Source organism: Flammeovirga sp. MY04 (assembly GCF_001682195.2).
GTDB classification, from domain to species: Bacteria; Bacteroidota; Bacteroidia; order Cytophagales; family Flammeovirgaceae; genus Flammeovirga; species Flammeovirga yaeyamensis.
Window position 1 is genome coordinate 291,027 of the sequence record NZ_CP003560.2, and the last position, 24,010, is coordinate 315,036.

The window sequence follows — 24,010 nt, forward strand, 5'->3', positions numbered from 1 at the left end:
TCACAATAAAGATACGGATCTATTTCTAATATAAACTATTGATCATTTCTTCTATTTGTCTACCATGAAAAAAATTGCTCTATTTTTGAGTTTTTCTATTCTATTCGTTCTTACTAACTGTAGTGATAAAGAAGAACCAATTTTTACCACACTATTTGATGATAACGATACCACTCAGGTAGTGGTTGACGATGGCATACCACGTAAAGTAATGTCATTTTTAGCATTAGGAGATTCTTATACAATAGGGGCAAGTGTAAGTAAAGAGGACCGATGGACAGAACAACTCAAGGTAGCCTTAGAAGATCGTAGGTTCACAATAGAGGAAAATATTGTTTATGTGGCACAAACAGGATGGACGACTTCTAATTTAATAGACGCCATTAATAGAAGTGATTTAGAAGAAAACTATGATATAGTCACCTTATTAATTGGAGTGAACAATCAGTTTCAAAGAAGAGATATTAGAATTTTTGAAGAGGAGTATAATGAGTTGTTGACCACAGCAATAAATTTCGCAGGAGGTACCAAAAATGTAATCGTTTTATCCATACCTGATTATGGATATACATACACTCAACCCAATTTTCAAATCACTCAAGAAATAGATCAATACAATAATTTAAAAGAAAGAATTACAAATAATAGAGGAGTGAGATTTTATAATATCACATCTACTACTCGTCAAGTAAGAGAAAGGCCTGAATTAACCGCAAGCGATGGATTACATCCCTCAGGTGAATTATACGGTTTGTGGGTGAATCAAATAATAGACGACGTGAAGGAGCAACTTAAAGAACCTCCGGAGTAGGTAACGTATTAGAAAAGTTGACCAACTTTTTTGCGAAGTTATCCCAAGACATTTCCTGCTTTAAAGCTTTAATATTACTTGAATACTCCGAAGTATCTTTATCAAAATATTCTATTATCGTTTTAGCAATCAATTTACTTTCTGCCTTATAGATTATCTCTCCTGTTTTACCTGGTATAACCAACTCTTTTAACCCTCCCACATCAGTGGCAATAATCGGCAATTCAAAGTGTAAGGCCACGGCGGTCACACCACTTTGAGTAGCTGATTTATAAGGTAATACACAAACATCGGCAGCAGAAAAATAAGTAGACACTTCTTGATCAGAAATATACTGATTGAAACAATGTATTCTATCCTTATTCTTGTTTTGATCGATCAACTGCTGGTATACATCAAAAGAACCATACACTTCTCCTGCAATCACTAATTGATACGAATCGTCCAGTTCATCGAATGCTTGAATCAGTAAATCAATACCTTTATATTCTCTGATAAACCCAAAAAATAAGAGTGTCTTTTTATCTTCTTGTAATCCCAATTCCTTTCTTGAAGCTCCTTTATCAGCTATAGCTCCAAAATGATTGTATAAGGGATGAGGTCGTTCTAAAGAAGAGGCATTAGGTATAAATGCTTTTAAATCTTGATCTACAGAAGCACTCATCGTAATAAAACCATGATGTTGCTTTAGAAAATAAGAAGTAAAAGGTTTGTCGATGACTCTACTTTCATGTGGTATGACATTATGTAGAATACTGATGACTTTATATTTATCTTTTAATAGTTTCGCTACTGTTCCTAAAGAGGGACCAAAAAAGCTCATCCAATACTGTGTGATGACAAGGTCTGGAGCAAATTTTTCAATGCTTTTTGCGGTTGTATAATAGGTAATGGGGTTGATGGAATCTAAAACTTCTTCTGATTGAAGTTGTTCCGTAGTATCCTTATCTGTGACATACTGAGTAGATCCTGGAAATAAAAAGTTAGGATATTGTCTCGTAAAAGTAAAGGCTTTTACGTTGTGTCCTAACTGTTCTAAAGCTGTAAATAAAGCATTCCCGTACTGTGCAATTCCTCCCCTAAATGGATAAAAAGTCGATAAAATCGCTATCCTCATTCTTATTGATTATATTCTATTCTTACCTTGAAATCTGATCCTACTGCCCCAATTTTTTTAGCCGTTTCTTCTGAAACTCTAATGATAATACCATCCTCGATGGCAGCATCAGGTAATGGGGCCACCACTCTAACTATCGCTTGACGGTCATTATTTGGGTTAATCACTTTGATATAAGACCCTACTGTTTCCGTTCTATGCAACGCCATCAGTTTACTGGTATTATTTGGTAAATCTACCACCTGACCATTACCTCTTTCAACCTTTTGCATAGGAATATTGTAATCTTTGGCCTCTTCAATGGTTAAATCAGCATAAGATTTTGAGTGTACTTCTATGGCTTTTTGGTCGATATTTTTCAATTCACCCGTCACACTTACTATAATCTGTTGGCCTTCTGTTAATGGTTTGTCCGGTAATATTCCGTTCCAAACAGAAAGACTATCTACGACTACTTGATGTGAAAAGGCGATAGCTCTTAATGTTTCTCCATCTTTAGCATTATAGTATACAGGGTTACTACCTTCAGCAACAGCTACCTTATCGAAATTATTTTCTTGAGGAGTAATTACTGTTTCAGTATCACTCTCTGTAGAAATAGTAGGGATCTGTAATGTCTGACCTATTTTAATCACATTGTTTTCGATATTATTGGCTTTAATAATATCCTGAACAGAGACATTGTATTTTCTAGAAATAGAATACAAAGTTTCCGATGCCTGAACAGTATGTGAAGTATTTGTCTGAGCAAAAAGTATAGAGGCATTACAGCACAGAAAAAATAATATGTATGCTACAAATTTCATGATAGTTAATTGTCTGTCGGTGGTAAGGGGATGCCACAAAGTGTGATTTTGTCTTCAATATAAACAAGCATTTGATCGATCACAAAGAAGCTATCCATAATTTGCTCTTTTACCTCTTTATCCATCAATTGATTATATAAAATATCACCTTCCATAGAGCAAATAAGCATTCTGCGAGATAATTGATCCCCCTGCTTTTCCATAAAACAGAAATTGATGCTCGATGCTGTTTCCAAGTAATGAATACTACTGTCTTTTTCTGGATGAAACCCTTGACCTTCTAAAAATTCTATCAATGAAGAAGAGTGTTCTGAATCCGATGGATAAATGATTGGATTTTGAATACCCAAAGCCGTATCTACCAATTCAGGATCCTTTTCATTATCTTGAACAATAATGGCTTCAAGGATATCCAACTTCTCCATTTTCTTTACTTTAGGCATACGCTGATCGTGAGCGAATTCATTAAAATATAAGAATCCGTCTTTTACGCCAGCCATCGTTACCCACCACTTTTCTTTTAATTGTAAGCCTTCCCAAACGACTTCCTGATTCTCTAATCGTATACACGAAAAGCAAACCTCTTTTTCTTCGGAAGAACGCATTTCGACAAGTAATACTTTTAATTGATGATCATAAAGTATTCTCCAAACTTGTCCGTAGGCTAAATAATTTAAAGTTTTTGAAAGTGATGCCATAAAGAATAGTATAAGTGATGATTCAAAGATCATCATTCGATAATTGATATCAAAGTATCGTTTTAGTGCTATATTAATGATTTACTTTGTAAATTGTACACATCAATTGATATGTGAGAAGGTGAAATCGAAGAATTCAAATGAAACAATATCACTATCAATGGATTAAAATAACTGAAGGAGATGAAAAATTTCCAATTAAAAAATATCCATTCAGTTAAACAGAAACAGAGTTTCTACTTTTTGGTGTAATTGACTAACAATAGTATGAAGAAAATTTTCTATATCATCACTTTATTATTCACCTTTCAGAGTATCAATGTATTTGCTGAAAAGGACCCAGTGGTGTTTCAATTCGAAATTCGAGAAGATATTAATCCAGTGATGTCACGACAAGTGAAATTGGCATTGGATGAAGCTACAGAGCAAAAAGCAGATTATGTCATCATTGATATGGATACCTATGGAGGTGCTGTAAATGATGCGGATAAGATCAGACAAATGATTTTAGACTACTCAACGCCGGTGTATGTATTTATAAATAAAAATGCAGCAAGTGCAGGCGCTTTAATCTCTATAGCTTGTGATTCGATCTACATGGAAACAGGATCAAACATTGGTGCGGCTACCGTAGTGATGGGAGGCACTGGAGAAGCTGCCCCAGATAAATACCAATCGTATATGCGTTCCATGATGCGTTCAACTGCAGAAAGTAATGGACGTAATCCTGATATTGCAGAAGCCATGGTCGATCAAGATCTTGTGGTTGAAGGTGTATCGGAAGAAGGAGAAGTAATTACTTTTACTGTATCTGAAGCGATAAAAAACGGGTATTGCGAAGCCAAAGTGGCTGGAGTAAAAGATATCATGAAAAGGAGTGGAGTAGAGAGTTACACACTTGTAAACTATGAGCAATCGACTACCGAAAGCATCATCTCTTTATTTTTGAATCCAGCAATTAGTGGTATTTTAATTCTAATCATCTTAGGAGGTTTGTACTTTGAATTACAATCGCCAGGTGTAGGTTTCCCTTTGATTGCGGCAATTGTAGCAGCAATTTTATATTTAACTCCATACTATTTAAATGGTATGGCCGACAACTGGGAAATTGTACTAATTGCGTTAGGTATAGTATTGATCATATTGGAAATATTTGTCGTCCCAGGATTTGGTGTCACAGGAGTATCAGGTATTAGTTTATTAGTGATAGGATTGGTACTCGTGATGCTAGAAAACGACTTCCTAGATTTTACTTTTGTTGATTCAACTCGAATTTGGACATCTCTAATTAGTGTGATGGGCGCAATGTTCGTTGCAGGAATGTTTATTCTAACTTTCGCCCATAAGATTATGGATATGCCAATGTTCAACAAAGTAGGTTTAAGAGAGTCCATGACTTCCGAAGACGGTTATTCAGCAGATGTATTCGAAGCCTCTTTTGTAGGACAAGTTGGGATAGCACATACTGTATTAAGACCCTCAGGAAAAATTAAAATAGACAACGACTATTATGACGCAACAACAGAAGGAGGTTTCATAGAAAAAGGAACTGAAGTAGAAGTAGTTAGTCAGAATAACATGTCGTTAAGAGTAAGGGAGTTGCAGAGTTAAAAACGATCTTCACTTTTCCCTCTTCACTCTTCACTAAAAAAGCAGAGAGGAGTATCTTTTTAAAGATACTCCTCTCTGCTTTTTTACTCCACCAACGCCACCGCTTTTTTTATCAATTTTATTTCTTGAAAAGGAGGTTCTACTTGGTTAATGGATAATATGATGGTTGAATTATGAATAGGGTCGTAAGCCATTAAGCTTCCCCAAAAACCGCCATGTCCATAATAGATTCTATCGTTAAAGCTGTAGGTAGTGATACCCATTCCGTATTTTCTTCCAATAGATCGAGCTTCTGTCATCATCTCTAGCGTTTCTTTTTTCTGAAAGAGTTTTTGATCAAATAACCCATGGATGAATTTGCTTAAGTCTTGGGTGTTGGAAACGAGGCCACCTCCACCCCAATCGTAAGAAGTATTGACATTTCCTGTAATTTCCCAATCTCCAATATAAGCAGAAGCTTGTTTGTTTTTGGAAGGATTTTCTTCGTGATATTCAAAGTAAGTAGAGGTCAATTCTAGAGGATCAAGTATTCTTTCTCTGTAATTTTCTGCTAACGATTTTTTGGTGACTTTTTCTATGGTTAATCCTAATAGAAAATATCCAACGTCTGTATAATAATAGCCAGAATCAGGTTGAAAATGAGTCATATGATTTACCTCATTTTTATAGTAAAACTCAAAAAGCTTTTCTGGAGTCCATTCTTTTTGAGAATGTTTTTTCATATGATCCACAAACGTTTCATAAGTATCAATAAAAATATCTCCTAAGCCAGAGCGGTGTTGTAAAAGCTGTCGGATAGTAATTGTATTACCATAAGATTTTCCTTGATACAGATGAAGACTATCGAACTGTAAATAGTTTATATCAGATAAATACCTAGAAACAGGGGCGTCAAGATCAATTAAATCTTCTTCCATCATTTGAAGAATGACCGTAGAGGTAAACATTTTAGTAATACTAGCGATCTTAAAAGTAGAGTTCTTATTTACTTCATCACCTTTAACATTTAAATGTCCAAACCCTTTGTGGACTAAAAGTGAGTCGTTCTCTATGTAACAGAAAATATTAGCTACAGGAGCTTTTTGAGAATCTGTCAATAACTTGTTCACATATTTCTCAAACTTGTGAATATCTTTTTGATTTACCTGTCCATAAGCAGTGGTCATTGATAAAATGAAGAAAATTAAAATTCTCATTCGTTAATTCATTTAGTGTTCTGAAGGATAATTATTCTAAAAGTAACGAAGATGAGCATGGTAAACATTTTCATCATTCTCATCTTTTTGTGTAACTATATCATAATCATATTCTTTATTATAAATAGCTAATACTTTATCTATTTCAGCTTTTTTTCTTTTTACCGACTTTAAATTTTGATGTACTTAGTATATGGATAAATACCCTTAAAAAAAGCAGTGGCACTAACACCTAAAATATATAATGGTATTTGAAGTGCTCTTCCTCCTTGAAAACTGTGTTCTTCATAAATACCAACCATAGAAATGAAAATATAAAGACAGAAAATACCAACAAGTCCTACTGCCACTAAAGAAATATAAAACTTTATGTTTACTTTGAATTGTTTTTGCTTGAGTTGATGTAATTCAACCGTAAACTCTTTGATTTCTCTAGATAATATAGAACCAAATTTAATGTCTTTACACCTGTGATTAAATTTAGGATACTGATTGGTCAAACCACATTTAGTCCCTTCATTTAAGTTAAAAACTCTGTTTTCACAAAGTCGACAGTGCTTGTTTAGCTCCTTATTTGGTTTCATAAATGAATGTATTAGTACATTTTTATTTCAGAATGATACGTCTTGTTTCCATGTACATCTTTATCAAATGTGATGTCAATATCATATTCCTTATTGTATAAAGCCATTGTAGCATCCAAATCCTTCTTCTTTTTATCGTTTACCTTTTTTTCTTGACGATAAGAGAGAAGTGGTTTAAATGCTAAGCCTAAAAAACCTAAACCGGATATAAAAATGAATACAGGAAGAAACGCAAAAACACCTTTTTCTAGGGCAACTAACTCAAGAAATATTGAATAGTAAGAAACAGCTAATGTAACTATCAAAAATACGACTAAGTTAAGGTAGGCCAAATTCTTTTTACCATTGGTTTTAAATACATCAATGTTGATTTCTTTGATTTTAGCATCGCATTCTTCGTTTAGAAGAATATTAGAACATTTGTTTTTGAAGTTAGGATACTCATTGGTCAATCCACACTTTGTACCTTCTGTGATATTAAAAATTTTGTGGTCACAAAGTTGACAATGCTTGCTTAGTTCTTTATTTGGTTTCATAATTAAAAGAGTTGTAGTTGATGTATAAATATAGCTTACTTATTTAAAAAACCATTCAACTATAATTTTTTTTGATAATAATAAGGAGAAAAATTGTATTATTCTAATAATATTTTTTTGGAGTTTTATTGATTAACTATATTGTAATCAATTAGATAAAACTTTCTGAACCGTGTATTTTTTTATTGTTTTTAGTGATATTGATTGATATCATGATGGAAACTAACCAAAGAAAACTTTACTCCATTTATTTTACCTGAAAGAAATACACACAATTGACTAACTCATGAAAAAATTTAATTATTTACTTTTACTAATAACCCTCTTTGCCACCCTTACAAACTTAATCGCAAAAGAGAAAAAGGTGTTGACTACAACTTTAAAAGGTACAATTGTCAATGCAGCATCAAATAGCTTTTTGATAGCAAATACAACTCGTTCTTTTGAAAAAGAATTTTCATTAAATAGAGATGGAACTTTTGAAATAATTGTGGAGTCTACCACTTTATATGATGCTTTTGTTCTTAAAGTAAAAAATTCTGAGAAAGAGATAGTTTATCCATTTTATTTAGATCAAGAAGTAATCTATTTTGATATAGATCCTAATTTGGATTACGAAGATAACATTGTTAAAGGTGGGGAATTGACCAATAGTGCATTGCACTATAAATCCTCTTTATTGATGGAGAAAGAATTGCATCAAAAGTTTTCAATGGCTTTAAAACAATTTTTACTTACAGGTGCTACTGCTTGGGAAGAGAATGTAATTAAGGATAAATTAAATAGATTGCCTCAAAAAATTGATGCATGGAAGGTGGCTTATTTTAAGAAGCATCTTAATTTGGTTTCTTTTAAATATTTTATGGAGTTATATAACAATGAATCAACAATAATTCCTGAAGCTACTTTAAATGATTTATTGATAGATTTTTCTAAGAAGCTTCCTAAGAATTTTCATTTTGATTCTTTTTCTAAAGTAAGAAACGGAAAAGGTACTTTTACTTTTACAAGACTATAATTTATTTCCACATATAAAATCTACAGAGAAGTCCCATTCTCTAAATTATTGATCTCTTTTTCCAGGAGATCAATTTTTTTGTTTATAAAGTATATAGGGAAACCTATACATAGGAACACTAAGTATTGGGGTAGTAACTTATTTACAGTGATACAAACAACTACCCAAGTGATGAAAGAAAAAATAAATATGCCAAAAAGTATGTAGTACATCAAAACCCACAGATTCTTTTTTTGAACAAGTGGTTGAGTGGCGTTAGTTGAATATTTAATCATAAAGGACATGTGATAATTAGTATTCTAATATAAAAATTTTATAAAAAAGTTTAAAATATTAAAGGCAGACTTTTTATGATCTGCCTTTATACATGCCTTATTCTTTAATTAAAGATGAAATTATCCGTTTTCTTGAGATAGATTATTTATCATTCTATTTTCTAGATGCTTTAATTTAGGAGGGAAGAATAAACTATTAATCATCGCCTTTCCAATATTCGTAGTGGTTGTAATTTGTTTAGACTTCTTCATTAAAGGAAAAAGTGGCCTTGTTATTACATAGAAGGCGTTATACCAATTGGTTTTTGATTTAATCCCTTTTTCAGGGATAATAAAACCTGGTCTGAACATAATGGCATCTTTAAATCCTTTTTTTAAGAGCATATTTTCTGTTTTTCCTTTTACTCTTGCCCACATACTGTTTCCTTTTTCTGTTTCGTCTGTACCAGTACCGGAAACATAATTGAAAATTAATTCTTGATTGATATCAAATAATGTTTTGGCAAAAGCATTAGCCGTATCATAAGTGATTTTTGTATACTCTTCTTCGCTTAAACCTACCGCAGATATTCCCATACAATAAAAACAAGCATCATATCCCAATAATCTATCTTTTATGACTTCAACCTCGGTAAAATCTTTAAGTAATGCTTCTTCGAGTTTAGGATGATTAATATCTAAAGACGATCGGTTAATCATTAACACCTTTTCTATTCTATTGTCTTCGAGGCACTCATACAAAACTCCTCTACCTACCATTCCTGTTGCTCCTGTGATAATAACTTTCATATTTTATTTTTTTTATTGATAAATCAAAGGTCGGAAGTGTATGTTATTTCAGTTAAAACAAATTACTGAAAAAAGAATACTTATTACTGATCAAAGCAAATGAATTTAGGATGTTTAGTGAAATTACATGTATTAATTGTTTGATTTTCATTCTTATATAAACAAATGTGATTAATTCCTCGTTCTTATAATACATATAATACTGCTATATCTATAGATTTATTCTTATATAAACCGTGTCTACTTAACTGCTCTATCAATATGAATCAAAAGTTTACTGTTCATAAAAAGAAGAAAAAGGAAACTAAAGAACCAGCTGTATATATTTTAGCTCATGAAATTATGAGAGGAGAGGGTGCACTACCCATTTCCTATCGTGAAATTATTGCGGCTTATGTTTCGAAAAAGAATAATTCTGAACTTTGCTTTCTTACACATGTAGCTATTTGTCAGGAATTAGGCTACTGTGGTGTATTAGATATTTTTACATTCGATGATAAAGAATTTGCTCCTCTTTTCTCTTTTGCTTCTAAAGTGATGAATGAATCTATGTCCAAAGAAATTCTAAATCAATTTGTACAAGAAGGTTTTGAAATAGAAGTGGCAGAAGAAATAATTCATATCGTATCTATCATCACGTTTATTAATCAGTTAGTGAATAGTAATGCATTTGAAAAAATCACAAATAACCAGCAATCTTATATCGGACATTATGCTGAAATGATGAAAAAATATCTTTTTCTATAGAAGTAAATAACTTATTTAAGAAGTTGATTAGTTATTTAAAAATCATTCAACCTCATAACATCTTCAAATTAGATCCATAAGCATACAAACAATACAATTGTTTTAGTTAACTATATGCCTTCCGTCATTTTTAAAACTAATGGAAGGTAATGTTTTCGTATCATTAAATAGTTGGTACCCTTTCTTAAGATCAGACCAAAGCCCCACTTTTTCTTCTGTTGCAATTTTAGAGTTAGAGAGTAACTGATAACGTGTATCGGATAATTTTGCCGGAAAAATAGTTACAGGAATAGTATATTGTCCATTATTCTTCGCTTCCACACAAAATATATAGAGTTCTTTTATTTGTTCATCGGTGATGGGTAGGCATCCAATCGTTACACAAGCACCATGAATAAAAATATCTCCTCCCAATCGTCCTTTTTCGCCTAAGATTTTATCAGATGCATTGGGGTAATTAATGCCTAATGATAAATGATAATTACTGTATGGATTGAATCTGTCAATATGATAAAAACCTTCTGGAATTTGATAATCACCTTGCATTCTTTTAGGTCCTAAACGACCTGAGGTGTTACAAACCTCATATGTTTTGATCAATTTATATTTGGTATCGGAAGCATTTTTTCCCCATAATTCAATGAGATTTTCACTTTTGAAGGCTCTTAGATAAATGTTTAATTCTGATTTTTTGATGGCTGATTTTTCCAATAGTTGGTCTAGCGTATTTTCTTTTTCATTGTACGCATTTCGAACTCGAGAATATCGAAGTTGATCTTCTTTAAATGAATTATTAGTAGAGAAGAAAATTAGGGATATAATTAAGAAAAGGTATCGAATAGTTAGTAACATGATATTGTATCTGTTTGATTGAATTGATCAATACAAATCAAAAAATACTCCGAAAAAGTGGTAGGGTATAGAATCAAGTAGTATTTAACGAATTTTGTAAGGCCCCGTAGGAACGCTGCATAGCAACGTCCCCACGAAACATATATAAGAATTAAAGTGTTTGTTCCATCAAAACATGAATAATTCCATCTTCCATGAATTCTCCACCTTTAATTACAAAACCTTCTTCTTCATAAAACCCTGTTACTGTTTTTTGAGCGTGTAAATAAACACGAGTTCCCTCAGGGGCAATTTCTTCGATCTCACTTAAAGAAGCTTGGATAAGTGCATTGCCAATACCTTGGCCTCTAAAAGACTTCGTTACGGCAAAACGACCCATTTTATAACCTTCTTCAGTTTTAAAATAACGACAAACACCTGCTGGGCGACCATCATCAAGTACTAGTAAATGATGTGCAGTAGCATCGATATCATCAAATTCTAATGAAATATCAATTTGTTGTTCATCAACAAAAACCTCTTTACGGATCTGCATTACTGCAGGCCAAAACTCAGAGGATGTCCCCTCTAAAAATACTACCGATAATGAATCTGACATCTTAATTTATTTTTGATGGTCAATAAAAAAGCCGGCCTAATGAATAGGCCGGCACAAATATCGTAAAAAAAGGTGAATACGATTATATCTTGACAGATTAGTCTTCTAGACCAAACTCGTCGATGTAAGCAAGGATACCTCCTTCAAGGTTTTCAAGGTTAGTATAACCTTTCATTCCTTCTAAAGCTTCGATTGCGTTAGCAGAACGTTTGCCACTTCTACAGTGAACAATCACTCTTTTATCCTTACTGATTTTATCAGCTTCATCAATTACAGTAGCCAAAGGAATAAGCTCACCACCTAGGTTGGCCTCATCGAATTCGTAGTCTTCACGTACGTCAATTAGTTGGAAGTCTGCGCCTGATTCTTGTAATTCTCTCAGTTCTTGTACAGTAATACTTTTCATAGTACCTAAATTAGTTTACATTTACGTAATTTTATCAAACCTTTGTGTTAGTAACAAATTTAAACGAGAAAAAAACTTACAAACTCATGAAAATTGAACTAAAAAGAGTAAATGAAGGTGTGCGTTTTGAAGCAACTTCAGAAGAAGGAAATACTTTACATATAGATGCAGGTAAAGGAAAAATGGATGGTATGGGACAAGGTTCAGCTTTCTCTCCTATGCAATTAGTATTGACAGGAGTAGCAGGTTGTGCAGTTTTTGATCTGATCCATATATTAAAGAAACAACGTCAAGAGGTAAATGATGTAAAGATTAATGTGGAAGGCGATAGAGTAGATGGTACTCCAGCTCCTTTCGAAAAAGTAAATGTGCATTTTGATCTTTACGGAGAAATTGATGAGAAAAAGGCTGCCCGTGCAGTAGAGTTAGCGGTAGAAAAATATTGTTCTGTAGCAGAAATGGTAAAATCGACTGCGACAATTACACATTCTTTCAATATCATCAAATAATAGTTTAATTTTGAAAGAACATTTGATGTTTATAAAACGTCTTTGAGTTGATCAAAGAAATAAAGTGTGCGTTACTCTAGACATCCAAACATCAACATATACTATTTATAACTAGAATTAACTTACAGAAAATACATGAGCCAAGAAGATAAGAAGTTTGAAACGATTGCGGTGAGAGCTCAGACTCAGCGATCGCATAACAGAGAGCATTCAGTGCCGATTTATGCAACATCGAGTTTTACTTTCGAAGATGCAGATCATGCGAATGCGTTGTTCTCTGATGAAGTAGAAGGAAATATTTACTCTAGATATTCAAACCCGAATAACGACGAGTTTATCAATAAATTGGTATTGTTGGAAGGAGCAGAAGCAGGTATTGCTACCTCTTCTGGTATGGCAGCCATGTTTTTAAGTATCGCTTCTTTTGTAAGTCAAGGTGATCATATTGTGGCTTCAAGATCTTTATTTGGTTCAACTCACCAGATCTTAACACAATTATTACCAAAGTGGGGAGTATCGCATACATATGTTGATATTCACGATTTGGAAGGTTTTGAGAAAGCAATTCAGCCAACAACTAAAATGATCTTTATCGAGACACCTTCTAACCCTGCGTTGGATATTATTGATATTGAAGCATTGGCTAAAATTGCAGATAAACACAACATCATCCTTAATGTAGATAACTGTTTTGCTACTCCATATTTGCAAAACCCATTGAAGCATGGTGCACATATTGTTACTCACTCAGCAACTAAATTTATTGATGGGCAGGGTAGAGTGTTAGCAGGAGCAATTTTAGGTTCTCAAGAATTAATGGATAAAGTGAAGTTTATGTCTAGACACACTGGACCGGCTTTATCTCCATTCCATGGTTGGATTCTTTCTAAGTCATTAGAAACATTATCAATCAGAATGGAAAAACATTGTGAGAGTGCCATGAAAGTAGCTCAAGCTTTAGAGCAAATGGAAGAAGTGGAGTTAGTGAAATATCCATTCTTGCCTTCTCATGCGGGTTACGAGTTAGCCAAAAAGCAAATGAGATTAGGTGGAGCATTGGTCTCTTTCGAAATTAAAGGTGGAGTTGAAGCAGGAAAGAAATTCTGGAACAGCTTACAGTTAATTTCTAAGTCTTCTAACCTTGGTGATACAAGAACAATTGCCACACACCCGGCATCGACTACCCACTCAAAATTGACAGAAGAAGAACGATTGGCAGTAGGTATTACTCCTGGTTTAATCAGAATCTCTGTAGGATTGGAGCACGTGGATGATATTATTGCAGATATCAAACAAGCAATGAAATAGTCATTGTTTAAAATCTATAGATAAATAAAAAGGCGATCAGTAATGATCGCCTTTTCTATGTTTTTCTTATTAGCTTTTCGAAGGATTAAAACCTAACACTAAAACATCGTCTGTTTGTGTTAATTCGTTTTCCATCCAGTCGTTGAAAGCTCTACGAACAGCTGTTCTTTGTTTCGTTTTTTCTTCTTTATGATTTTGATAAAGCAATTTTAAGAAATTTTCTTTACCAAACTCCCCTTTGTCTTTACCTCCAATTTGTTTCTGATAACCATCCGTAAATAAATAATAGTTGGCGTCTTCATCAAGATTGAAGCTATGCTTTTGGAATTTAATTGCTTCGCCTTTTTGAGGTTGATCCCCACCAATAGTATGTTTAGAACCTTTGATGATGAAAAACTTATTATTGACAACTCTAGCCATTTGTGTATTGGCTCCAGCAAATTCCATTACATTTTTGTCCTTGTCAATGACTACCATCGATACATCTAAAGAGTCAGAATTATCGCTAGTACTTTGATTTAGATGTGCCATCAAGCGGGTATTCATTGCCTCCAAAATCTCTCCTGGACAAACAATACCTCTAATTTCTACGATCTCTCTGAATAAAGAAATACCAATAATGGACATCATCGCACCCGGTACACCATTACTGTTACAATCTACTGTAGAAATGAATATTTTATTACCATGCTCCAAGAACCAGAAGAAGTCGCCAGATACAATATCTTTTGGTTTGTGGAAGATAAATGAATCAGGTAATAAGCTTCTGATTAAAGTACGGTTAGGCAAGATAGAACCCTGAATTTGTTTTGCATACTTAATGGATTGCGTAATTTTCTGAGAAGTAGATTGAAGTTCTTCTTTTTGTCTTTCAATCTTTTCGTATGAACTCGCATTATCAATCGCAATCGCAGATAATACGGCAATGTTTCTTAAGATATCTACGTGTCTATCAGTGTATGCATTTTTATCAAAACTTTGTACACTAATTACCCCCATCAGTTTTTCTTTAGTGACTAAAGGAATATAAATCACTGACATTGGCATTTCACCTGCTTTTACATCAATGACTGCATCTTCACCTAAATCAAGGTAATTGGAAATTTCAGTAGTAATATCATTAATTACCACCTCCTTGTTCTCTCTCAAACATAAAGATGATAATCGAGTATTGTCTCCCATAGAGTGGGTGAAATCAGGTAACTGCTTACCTTTTTCCATAGCTCCAATAAACTCAATTTCTTGTCTTCTATGGTGATATATACCTAAACCAAAAGAATCAACTTTCATCAAATCGGAGATATTTTGATACAACGTTTTGATGATATTTTCTGTATTTAAGTCTGATGATAGCTCGATACCAATATTCGAGATCAATTGTACGTTTTTATACGATTGCTCGATTTGATCACGACTATTCTCGATTTCTTGTTTTTGATGTTGAAGTTCGGCAGTACGGTCGGCTACAATTTCTTCAAGACCTTCGTATGTTAATGCGTTGTCCAAGGCGATACCAATATAGATCGCGATGTTTTTCATTAAGTTCAATGCTCTTTCGCCGAACGCATTTGCTTGGTAAGATTGTATCGTGATAAATCCCAAAGTACCTTCCTTACCAATTAGTGGAATATAAATCAAAGATTGTGGTAATCCTGATAATTCTGATTTTGGTAATTCTTGATCTGGAAGATAAAGATTATAATCTACCATGATATCGTTAATAACAATCTCTTTCAACTGTTTAAAACAGATCACCGAAAGTTTGTCATTATCAGTAAGACGAATTGTTTTAGGAGGTAATTTTTCTCCATTTTCAATATTTGTCGTAATTTCTAAGACTCCTCTCTCTTTATTGTAAATACCCATAGAGTAAAGAGGGGCTTCGATCATCGAATTCAAACTCTCGTAAGCTGTATTCGAGATACCTTCGATGGAAAGGTTGGACGTAATGTCCTGACCAATCTCACCCAAATTCTTCAAGGCATTGTAGGCCATTGTCAACTGTTCTTCTTGTTCCTCAGATACCTGAGACTGAACGTTGGTTTTTGCCTTTAGACGAATATTCTCAATGGCAATACCAATATAAGAACCAATACCCTGAACAAGAATTTTATCCTGAAGTGAATAAGCATCTTTCTTGTCCGTTTGGACAGTAAATACACCTACCGTTTCATTTTTATATTGAATAGGCACATAAATTAGAGATTGAATTGCTGCACTCTCTGCTTCATGATCGAATTTACTGTAGAACTTAGGAAGGTAGCTGCTGATTTCTTCATCAAAGTTATTGATGTGAATCGGTTTATTACTTTTGATACAAAGAGTAGATAAACGATCCTCTTCGTTTAAAGAACATGAGTTGAAAGGAAGTTTGTTCCCATTGTCATAAGTAGCTGGGAACTCAAGCATATGTGTCTCTTTGTTCACCACACCAATATCCAATGTTTTGGCATCTAATATCTGATTGATTTTTTCATATACAGTCACCGTCATCTTATCTAAGCTGTCAGTTGCTGCAATTAACTGACCCACTTCTTGGATGGCCTGAATTTCAAAACCTTTGATTTGTGTATTATTAGCCTGTATGTCTTCTTTTTCCTCTTTTACTTCTTGATGTGTGATATCAAAGAAAGATTTTTGAAGTAGAATAGCCATTTGAGGGGCTAGTACTTGCAAAAATTTAATTTGTTCTGATGGCGTATTGATATTTTGATATTGATCCAACATCAAAAAGCCAATCATAGTATCTTGATTCCAAAGAGGAATGAAATTTAAATATTGCGGTTGATGTTCAGTGATATAAGCATCCGTCTTGATTTGCTCATTGACCTTATCCATATTTACCACAATGGTCGACTTTGGTGTCTTTATTTGGCGTAGGATAGCTAATGGAAGTTCATTTTTCTCTGCCTGAATATGTTCATCAGAGAAATGAATGTCTTCTTCATTTCTTTTCTTATATGCTTTCAGAATAAAATCATCACCCGATTTAATAATTATAGACGCCTTCTCCGCTATAGATCTAGAGTGAATGGTTTGTAATATCTTCTTACTCAAGTCTTTAGTAGTTAACGCTCTTGAAAGATCTTGGTAGATAGATAATGCCTGATCTAAGTATCCTGTTTTCATGTCTGTTGCAGCTAATTGATATATGCATAATTGATGAAAAAATCACCAATGATATATTTCACTTTTTGATTTGATGTAATAACGAATTAACTCGATTAATATTATTTAAATGCTAAAATTTAATCTTAAAATCCATTATGTTATTGGCAAAAAAAAAGCCACAATATGAGTAAACACATTGCAGCGTAATATTTTTAGTAAAAAAAATCAATTATCGAATCGTTTCACTCGAATAATGCCCTCGATAGCTTTAATTTCTGTAATTACTTTCTCGAATTCATCTAGATGCTTTACAGCAATTTCTATGGTTCCTTTAAATATGCCATCCTGAGTATCAATTGATATCGATCGGATATTTACTTTCAAGCGACTTGTAATGATTCTTGTTACATCGTTGACTAAACCTATTCTATCGGTACCTTCAATAGAAATCTTAGAAACGAAACTTGATTCTTTTTCCGAAGCCCAACGTGCTTTAATGATACGATAACCATAATTGGCCATCATAGCAATGGAGTTAGGGCAGTTGGTACGGTGTATTTTGATGCCATTATTAATAGTAATAAAACCAAAGATATCATCACCTTGAATAGGGTTACAGCAGTTGGCAATAGAATAATGTACGTTGTCCATATCTTCGCCGATCACTAACTCATCATCATCCTGACGTATATTCTTGATTTTATTTTTAAATTCTTTCGCAGAATCAGGAACAATTTTTCTTTTCTTAACCTGATTGTTATGCTCTAGGTGATCTTTGAACTTTTTAATTTCTTTGTGTTCAATAATTCCTTCACCTACTTGATAATAAAGATCAGTTTCACTGTTTAAGTTGAAAAAGTCTCTCAATTGTTGAGCAATCCTATCATCATATTTGATTTTAAGTTGTTTGAACTTTCTATCAATAATCTCACGTCCAATAGAAGCGACTCTCTTTCGGTCTTCTTTTAAGTGTGATTTGATTTTGGCTCTTGCTCTAGATGTTCTTACAATTTTAAGCCAACCTTCGTTTGCTTTAGATTGATTGGCAGTAAGAATTTCTATCTGATCACCATTATTTAATTGATAACTTAAAGGAACAAGTTTACCATTGATCTTTGCTCCTAAGCATTTGGCACCAACTTCTGTATGTATATCAAAAGCAAAGTCTAAAACTGTTGCTCCTTGTGGGAATACTTTTAAATCGCCATTAGGAGTAAACACAAAAACTTCTTTGTTGAATAAACTTGTTCTGAAATCATCTAAGAATTCAACAGCATTTACTTTATCGTTTTCCATCAAGGAACGAACCTCGTTTAACCAATGTTCGATACCTTTTTCTTTGTTTACATCTCCGCCTGATTGTTCCTTATATTTCCAATGGGCAGCATATCCTTTTTCGGCAATTTCATCCATTCGAAGCGAGCGGATTTGAACTTCTACCCAGTGGCCATTATGTCCCATTACAGTGGTGTGTAACGACTCATAACCATTGGCTTTTGGCATACTAATCCAATCTCGTAAACGACTTACATTTGGAGTGTAGAAGTCAGTAACAATAGAGTAGACGTGCCAACATGTAGATTTTTCAACCTCACGCGGACAATCAAAAATGATTCTAACAGCGAATAAATCAAAAACTTCCTCGAAAGGTACTTGTTGCTTTTTCATTTTATTCGCAATCGAAGTGATGGATTTCGTTCTTGATTTAATAGTGTATTTATATCCCTGCTTATCTAAAGTCTCGATAAGGGGAGTTTTAAATTCATTAGTAAAGTGTTCTCGAGCTTCCTCTGATTCCCTTAGTTTTCTAGAAATTTCGTCGTATAGAACTCCATCAGAATACTTTAAACTTAAATCTTCTAATTCAGATTTAATATTGTATAATCCCAAACGATGGGCGAGTGGAGCGTAGATATATTCTGTCTCTGCTTTTACTTTAAGTTGCTTGTCTTTTGGCATCGACTTTAATGTTCGCATGTTATGCAAACGGTCGGCTATTTTAATTAATACCACTCTGACATCCTCAGCAATGGTAAGCAACATTTTCCTAAAGTTTTCTGCTTGCAGTGAACCACCTTTTTGTGCAGCACCAGAAATCTTGGTCAAGCCATTTACAATAAGGGCTACCTTAGGACCAAAACGTTCTTCTATATCTTCTAGGGTGTAGTCTGTATCTTCAACAACATCGTGTAAAAGGGCAGCAATAATAGAAGTGGTACCAAGACCAATTTCTTCTGTCGCAATGGTTGCTACCGCTACAGGGTGATAGATAAAAGGTTCGCCCGATTTTCTTCTCATATCTTGATGTGCATCGGTAGCAAACAAGAAGGCGGCTTTTATCTGTTTAATATCATCAGGGTCATTTAAAAAAGGGCGTGCTTTCCTAAGCAAATTGCCATACATTTTGAGTAGCTCGAACCTTTCTTTTTCTAAATCAATCTTCATCTCTTAATTCTATGACCGAACAATAATGTAATTTTTTGAAATTTTAGAACTATAAAAATAGGTAAAAAAATGTAGTGTTGTCAAAGTTTTATCAGATAATAAAATAAAATTGTAAGTAACAGATGTTTACATTTTTTTGACCTAACATCAATGATTTTAAAAATGAGTTCATTACCTTTGCATCGCTTTAAATTAAAATGTCTATTTTAGGTATTTTGTTTATGGTAAAACTCTAGAGGAGGATTGATTGTTTTTTGTTGTAAATCAATAGGTTAAAAACAAAAGAAATTTCTTGATATAGAGGAAAGGAGGGCAAATATTTGATGGCGGAAAAAGTTGTTGTTATTGCTCTAATTTCAAAATACGACCTCAGAAAGTTAGATTTCGTCTTTTTTTCTGATTAAAATTAGAATTTTGTCACACCAAAAATCATAAAACTTTGGAATTCAAATTAGATAAACAGGAGAACTCGTACGGTTTGTTAACTGTAAATGTTACTGAAGCGGATTACATGACTGAGTATAAAAGCAAGTTGAAGCAATATGCTAAAACGGCTAATATGAAAGGTTTCCGTCCGGGTAAAGTACCTTTTTCAATGGTGGAAAAAATGTACGGAAAGCAAGTGAAAATGGATACTTTCAACGAAACTGTTGGAAAAGCTGTTGATACTTACTTGAAAGACAATAACGTTAAACCATTGTTCCAACCAATTTACAAAGGTGATTTTATCACTCCAGAACAATTGGGTGCTGATCAAACTGTTGAATTCGAATTATTATTACCAGAATTTGAACTTAAAACAGAAGGTGTTTCTGCAGATACATTTAACTTAACAGTTACTGATGCTGACGTTGATAACACAATCGTTAAGTTAAAAGAGTCTTACCCAACGAAGAAAGACGCTGAAGAAGTAGCTCAAGCTGACGTTGTTACTGCTACTTTCAAAGCTGAAGCAGGTGAGTATTCTAAAGAAGGTGCTGCATTTGATGTAGACGACAAATTAGCTGAAGGTATTGCTGATCAATTCATCGGTAAGAAAGTAGGTGATGTTGTTACTTTGGATATCGATACTATGTACGAAGATAGCAAGCGTTTAGGTTTGTTCTTAGGTACTGAAGATGCTGATCAATTCACTGGTAACTTCTCTATCGAAATCACTAAAATTACTCGTAACCACGAGCCAGAATTAGATCAAGATTTCTTTAACATGGTAATCGGTCCTGACAAAGCTTCTAACGAAGAAGAATTCAGAGCTGAATTGAAAAAGACAATTGGTGAAGTTAACCAACAAGCAATCGACAACGTAACTAACGAAAACGTTCGTACTGCATTAGTTGAGGCTAACCCAATCGCTCTTCCTGCTGAATTATTGAAAACAGTATTCAAGCAAAACAACCCTAAGTCAACTGACGAGGAAGTTGAAAACAACATCGGTAAATTCGAAGAAGCAGTGAAGTGGAGAGCAATCTCTGACGCAATTGCTGAAACTGCTGAGATCAAAGTAGAGAAAGAAGATGTTGAAGCAGCTGCTTTAGAACAAATCAAAGCTCAATTCGGTAACTTCATGGGTGATGAAGATGACAGAATGGGTGAGTTCGTTCAAAACTACTTAACTGCTGAAAACGGTAAGTACTTCGAGCAAACTTATGAGCAAGTTTACAACGAGAAGATCTTTGGTGCTGCTAAAGAAAAAGTTTCTTTAAACACTGAAGAAGTTGATTTAGCGAAATTCGAAGAGTTCTTAACTGCAAAGAATGAGCAAGTAGCTGGTTAATCATCAGATGCTTTAAAAATATAAAAGGTCATCTCACGCTTTTGTGAGATGACCTTTTTTATTATCGGAAACATTTTGTAAGGACGTTGCACTGTTTCTCTACGTGCATCATCAATGCAATAGTCTTGTTTAATTCAAACAATAAAAAAACACCCACAATTTCAATCGTGGGTGTTCTCAAAAGTATTTTATTCGTAGAATCTTCTAATCTAATCCACTTTTCTATATTTCTTAGAAACATTCGGAGTAATCGAAGTAATTCGTGTAACGTCTTCAGATTCTTGTCCGATCACCGTTTCGCTTTTCTTTTTCATGTATTCTTTATCATGCAATTTTGTGAGCATCAAACCTAAGATAGAAAAAGTGAATACAATCACGCTTAAAGCTGTGCTAGCGTAAGCAAAATCCAATGTATTGATATAATAGGTAATAAATGCTGTTAATGTACAAAGGGCATAGATTAATAATACAGCATTTCTTGGAGATAAGCCATACTTCACTAATAAGTGAGAAGAGTGGTCTTTACCACCTACGTAAATAGGTCTTCCAGATCTAATTCTGTTGATAGTAACAAAAGTAACATCAAATATTGGATATGAAATAAGTAAAATAGGAGTAAGGATACCAATGTTAATCTCTGGTGTTTGCCATGATAAAGAAACACCAATCATCGATAATATATATCCTAAAAACATACTACCCGAGTCTCCCATAAAAATACGGGCATTAGGGAAGTTGTTTGGTAGAAATCCGATTAGAACAGCAGCGAGCATTAAACTTACCGCAGCAACTTCAACATTATTGAAATAAATATTGGCAAAAATACCGAATGATAATGCAATTAAAGCAGCCACTCCTGGTGATAAACCATTCATGTTGTCAATTAAATTAAGGGCGTTAATTACACCGATAATCCAAAAGAAGGTGAAAAGTTGACTTAAAACTGGAGGTAGAAATTCTGCACTTCCAACAACAGTAATAGCAATTGAGCCAGCTACAATTTGGAAGAACAATTTTACTTTAGGTTCCATTGCTTTAGACTTGTCATCAAATGCTCCAGTGAAGAAAATGATAAGTCCACCTGTAAATAACCAAACGTATTGGTTTTCTACGACATTCTCAGGATATAAATATAATATAGAAGCAGTACAAAGTAATACTGTTATAAAACAGCTCGCAATAGCTCTTCTCCTTTTATTGTTAAATAATAAGTAGATTGAAAGAGTAATACCACATACAGCTATTGAAGACCATAATAGAGGTAGAATTTCTAGAAGTGTAGCTCCTATAATAAAAGACATTACGATAGCAATGCCACCCATTAAGGCTGTGGTTTTTGTGTGAAAACGATCGGCACGTGGCTTATCTACAATATTATAACGGATAGCTTGTTTTATAAGTATTCTGGTAATAATAAAGGAGATAATCGCACCAATTGTTAAGCTCAGCAATAATGTGGATTGGTTCATGTTAATTCTTTATAAGTTTTTGTCAAATCAGAAACGAGTCGACTGTAATTATATTTTTTATACGTTGGGTCTTGATGTTCTTCGATAAATCTTTCGTAAGTAGAAGTATCTCCGAGTAGGCTTAACGCCGCAACAGCAAGTGCATTAGCATCATTTTTATTTACTAAATATTTTTTCCCAAAATCAGTGAATAAATCAGGTACTCCCCCAACAGCAGTGGAAGCAACAACTTTACCATTGGTCATCGCTTCAATAATCGAAACAGGGGAACCTTCATTGTTAGAAGTAAGCAAAACTAAATCCAAACTTGAATAAACAGCAGGAAGATCCTTTAAAAAACCAGTAAAAGTGATATTTTTTTCTAGATTTAATTCTTTTACATGATCTTCTAGAATACTTCTGTCCTCACCGTCTCCAACCATAAAAAAGTGGATATCGTTCCGAGTATTAAGGATTATTTTGGCAGTATCAATAAACAGTTTAAGGTTTTTTATTTGAGTAAATCGAGCTATGACGCCAACTAATTTAATATCTTTCTTGATATTATATTGGTCAAAAAGATAGTTTTTTTCCGAATTATGGTAAAATTTTTCTAAATCTAGCCCTAATGGAATCATTTGATGTTGACTTTCTTTTCCGATACCCAACGATAAAATCTCTTTTTGTTGTTTATCCGTAATTGTAACGATTACATCTGTGAACTTAGCTAGTGTTCTTTCTATTAATAGAAAAACCTTTGTTTTTAAAGGTGAAAAATATCCATTAAAAACATGACCATGGAATGTATGGACTGATTTTATTTTTTTTCTTGAGAAAAAGTTTGATAAAATAACAGCAGCTCGACCTACAAATCCTGCTTTTGCAGTATGAGTATGTACAATATCAGGCTGATATTCCTTAATGATTTTTCTAATTTCTAGAACAGACTTAATATCATTAAAGGGAGATAATTCCCTTTGTAACGTATTTAAATAAGTTACCTCAACCCCTCGATCTTTAGCAATGTAACTCATATCTCCTTCATTGTCTGGTACTTTTCCAGCAACTAAAAGTGTATCGAATTCATTGTTTTTGAATTGTTCAGATAATATCGATGTGTGAATAGCAGGACCTCCAACGTTTAGTCGAGCAATAATCCTTAGTATTTTCTTTTTCTCCATGTGAAAAATCTCCTGAGTTAAAAAAATAGTAGCAGGAGAAATGATAGTTTTCGGTACAAATTTATAGATATTTCCCTTTTAATATCAATGTTTCCATGTGTTTGATGAAAATTTTTAAAGTTTTGAAAAAAATGAGACTATTTTTGATAGTTACATAAAAGAATTTACATTTGTCATAGTCTGAAGTAAT

The 24,010-nt window shown here is 33.5% G+C and carries 21 protein-coding genes; 7 read left to right on the forward strand and 14 right to left on the reverse strand.

Features of this window, described 5'->3' with window-relative positions; all coding sequences use genetic code 11:
• The first annotated feature begins 64 nt into the window (after nucleotides 1-64).
• Nucleotides 65-811 carry an SGNH/GDSL hydrolase family protein gene (locus MY04_RS01130; RefSeq protein ID WP_066205110.1) on the forward strand — a complete coding sequence of 249 codons (747 nt, stop codon included), beginning with the start codon at nucleotides 65-67 and terminating at the stop codon, nucleotides 809-811.
• Here MY04_RS01130 and MY04_RS01135 read toward each other — a convergent pair.
• The 3 genes from MY04_RS01135 to MY04_RS01145 are packed head-to-tail and all read right to left on the reverse strand — an operon-like array spanning nucleotide 792 to nucleotide 3,432.
• A complete protein-coding gene (locus MY04_RS01135; protein WP_066205113.1) occupies nucleotides 792-1,928 on the reverse strand; it encodes a glycosyltransferase in 1,137 nt (378 codons plus the stop codon). The two genes, MY04_RS01130 and MY04_RS01135, sit on opposite strands and share 20 nt — an antisense overlap.
• A gap of 2 nt (nucleotides 1,929-1,930) precedes the next feature.
• A complete protein-coding gene (locus MY04_RS01140; RefSeq protein ID WP_066205116.1) occupies nucleotides 1,931-2,734 on the reverse strand; it encodes a DPBB and LysM peptidoglycan-binding domain-containing protein in 804 nt (267 codons plus the stop codon).
• A gap of 5 nt (nucleotides 2,735-2,739) precedes the next feature.
• A complete protein-coding gene (locus MY04_RS01145) occupies nucleotides 2,740-3,432 on the reverse strand; it encodes a DUF4905 domain-containing protein (protein WP_158297509.1) in 693 nt (230 codons plus the stop codon).
• A 267-nt stretch (nucleotides 3,433-3,699) separates the two neighbouring features.
• On the opposite strand from MY04_RS01145, the gene MY04_RS01150 reads away from it, so the two are divergent.
• Entirely contained in the window at nucleotides 3,700-5,043 is a 1,344-nt protein-coding gene (locus MY04_RS01150; protein WP_066205121.1) for an NfeD family protein, read from the forward strand.
• Between the two features lie 83 nt (nucleotides 5,044-5,126).
• On the opposite strand, the gene MY04_RS01155 is transcribed toward MY04_RS01150, so the two are convergent.
• The 3 genes from MY04_RS01155 to MY04_RS01165 form a co-directional block, all read right to left on the reverse strand.
• On the reverse strand, nucleotides 5,127-6,239 hold the full coding sequence (locus MY04_RS01155; RefSeq protein ID WP_066205123.1) for a serine hydrolase domain-containing protein: 1,113 nt from the start codon (nucleotides 6,237-6,239) through the stop codon (nucleotides 5,127-5,129).
• Between the two features lie 170 nt (nucleotides 6,240-6,409).
• Nucleotides 6,410-6,823, reverse strand: a complete 414-nt coding sequence (locus tag MY04_RS01160; protein WP_066205126.1) for a hypothetical protein — start codon at nucleotides 6,821-6,823, stop codon at nucleotides 6,410-6,412.
• An 11-nt stretch (nucleotides 6,824-6,834) separates the two neighbouring features.
• Nucleotides 6,835-7,359, reverse strand: coding sequence for a hypothetical protein (locus MY04_RS01165; protein ID WP_066205129.1), 525 nt, complete (start codon nucleotides 7,357-7,359; stop codon nucleotides 6,835-6,837).
• Between the two features lie 286 nt (nucleotides 7,360-7,645).
• Between MY04_RS01165 and MY04_RS01170 the strand changes: the two genes are divergently transcribed.
• Nucleotides 7,646-8,377: a hypothetical protein gene (locus MY04_RS01170; protein ID WP_066205132.1), complete on the forward strand. Its 732-nt coding sequence runs from the start codon at nucleotides 7,646-7,648 to the stop codon at nucleotides 8,375-8,377.
• A gap of 395 nt (nucleotides 8,378-8,772) precedes the next feature.
• Here the strand turns inward: MY04_RS01170 and MY04_RS01175 are convergent, their stop codons facing one another.
• The gene (locus tag MY04_RS01175) at nucleotides 8,773-9,441 is read right to left on the reverse strand and encodes an NAD-dependent epimerase/dehydratase family protein (RefSeq protein ID WP_066205137.1); all 669 of its coding nucleotides are present in this window, start codon (nucleotides 9,439-9,441) and stop codon (nucleotides 8,773-8,775) included.
• A gap of 261 nt (nucleotides 9,442-9,702) precedes the next feature.
• On the opposite strand from MY04_RS01175, the gene MY04_RS01180 reads away from it, so the two are divergent.
• Entirely contained in the window at nucleotides 9,703-10,188 is a 486-nt protein-coding gene (locus tag MY04_RS01180) for a hypothetical protein (protein WP_066205139.1), read from the forward strand.
• Nucleotides 10,189-10,290: 102 nt separating this feature from the next.
• Here MY04_RS01180 and MY04_RS01185 read toward each other — a convergent pair whose 3' ends face one another.
• The 3 genes from MY04_RS01185 to MY04_RS01195 form a co-directional block, all read right to left on the reverse strand.
• On the reverse strand, nucleotides 10,291-11,040 hold the full coding sequence (locus tag MY04_RS01185; RefSeq protein ID WP_066205142.1) for a L,D-transpeptidase family protein: 750 nt from the start codon (nucleotides 11,038-11,040) through the stop codon (nucleotides 10,291-10,293).
• Between the two features lie 151 nt (nucleotides 11,041-11,191).
• Nucleotides 11,192-11,638: a GNAT family N-acetyltransferase gene (locus tag MY04_RS01190; RefSeq protein ID WP_066205145.1), complete on the reverse strand. Its 447-nt coding sequence runs from the start codon at nucleotides 11,636-11,638 to the stop codon at nucleotides 11,192-11,194.
• A gap of 97 nt (nucleotides 11,639-11,735) precedes the next feature.
• A complete protein-coding gene (locus MY04_RS01195) occupies nucleotides 11,736-12,044 on the reverse strand; it encodes a rhodanese-like domain-containing protein (RefSeq protein ID WP_066205147.1) in 309 nt (102 codons plus the stop codon).
• 86 nt (nucleotides 12,045-12,130) lie between these two features.
• Here MY04_RS01195 and MY04_RS01200 point away from each other — a divergent pair, with 86 nt between their 5' ends.
• Entirely contained in the window at nucleotides 12,131-12,553 is a 423-nt protein-coding gene (locus tag MY04_RS01200) for an OsmC family protein (protein ID WP_066212931.1), read from the forward strand.
• A 135-nt stretch (nucleotides 12,554-12,688) separates the two neighbouring features.
• Nucleotides 12,689-13,861 carry a trans-sulfuration enzyme family protein gene (locus MY04_RS01205; RefSeq protein WP_066205150.1) on the forward strand — a complete coding sequence of 391 codons (1,173 nt, stop codon included), beginning with the start codon at nucleotides 12,689-12,691 and terminating at the stop codon, nucleotides 13,859-13,861.
• A 69-nt stretch (nucleotides 13,862-13,930) separates the two neighbouring features.
• Here the strand turns inward: MY04_RS01205 and MY04_RS01210 are convergent, their stop codons facing one another.
• Nucleotides 13,931-16,990: a GAF domain-containing protein gene (locus MY04_RS01210; protein ID WP_066205153.1), complete on the reverse strand. Its 3,060-nt coding sequence runs from the start codon at nucleotides 16,988-16,990 to the stop codon at nucleotides 13,931-13,933.
• A 207-nt stretch (nucleotides 16,991-17,197) separates the two neighbouring features.
• Nucleotides 17,198-19,417, reverse strand: coding sequence for a RelA/SpoT family protein (locus tag MY04_RS01215; protein WP_066205155.1), 2,220 nt, complete (start codon nucleotides 19,415-19,417; stop codon nucleotides 17,198-17,200).
• A gap of 439 nt (nucleotides 19,418-19,856) precedes the next feature.
• Here MY04_RS01215 and tig point away from each other — a divergent pair, with 439 nt between their 5' ends.
• On the forward strand, nucleotides 19,857-21,191 hold the full coding sequence (gene tig, locus MY04_RS01220) for a trigger factor (RefSeq protein ID WP_066205158.1): 1,335 nt from the start codon (nucleotides 19,857-19,859) through the stop codon (nucleotides 21,189-21,191).
• Between the two features lie 209 nt (nucleotides 21,192-21,400).
• Here the strand turns inward: tig and MY04_RS01225 are convergent, their stop codons facing one another.
• Together MY04_RS01225 and MY04_RS01230 are read right to left on the reverse strand one after the other, a co-directional pair.
• Nucleotides 21,401-22,660, reverse strand: coding sequence for a glycosyltransferase family 4 protein (locus tag MY04_RS01225; protein ID WP_066205160.1), 1,260 nt, complete (start codon nucleotides 22,658-22,660; stop codon nucleotides 21,401-21,403).
• Complete coding sequence (locus MY04_RS01230) at nucleotides 22,657-23,820, reverse strand: glycosyltransferase (protein WP_066205163.1); 1,164 nt, start codon at nucleotides 23,818-23,820, stop codon at nucleotides 22,657-22,659. The genes MY04_RS01225 and MY04_RS01230 overlap by 4 nt, the downstream gene beginning before the upstream one ends.
• Between the last annotated feature and the right edge of the window lie 190 nt (nucleotides 23,821-24,010).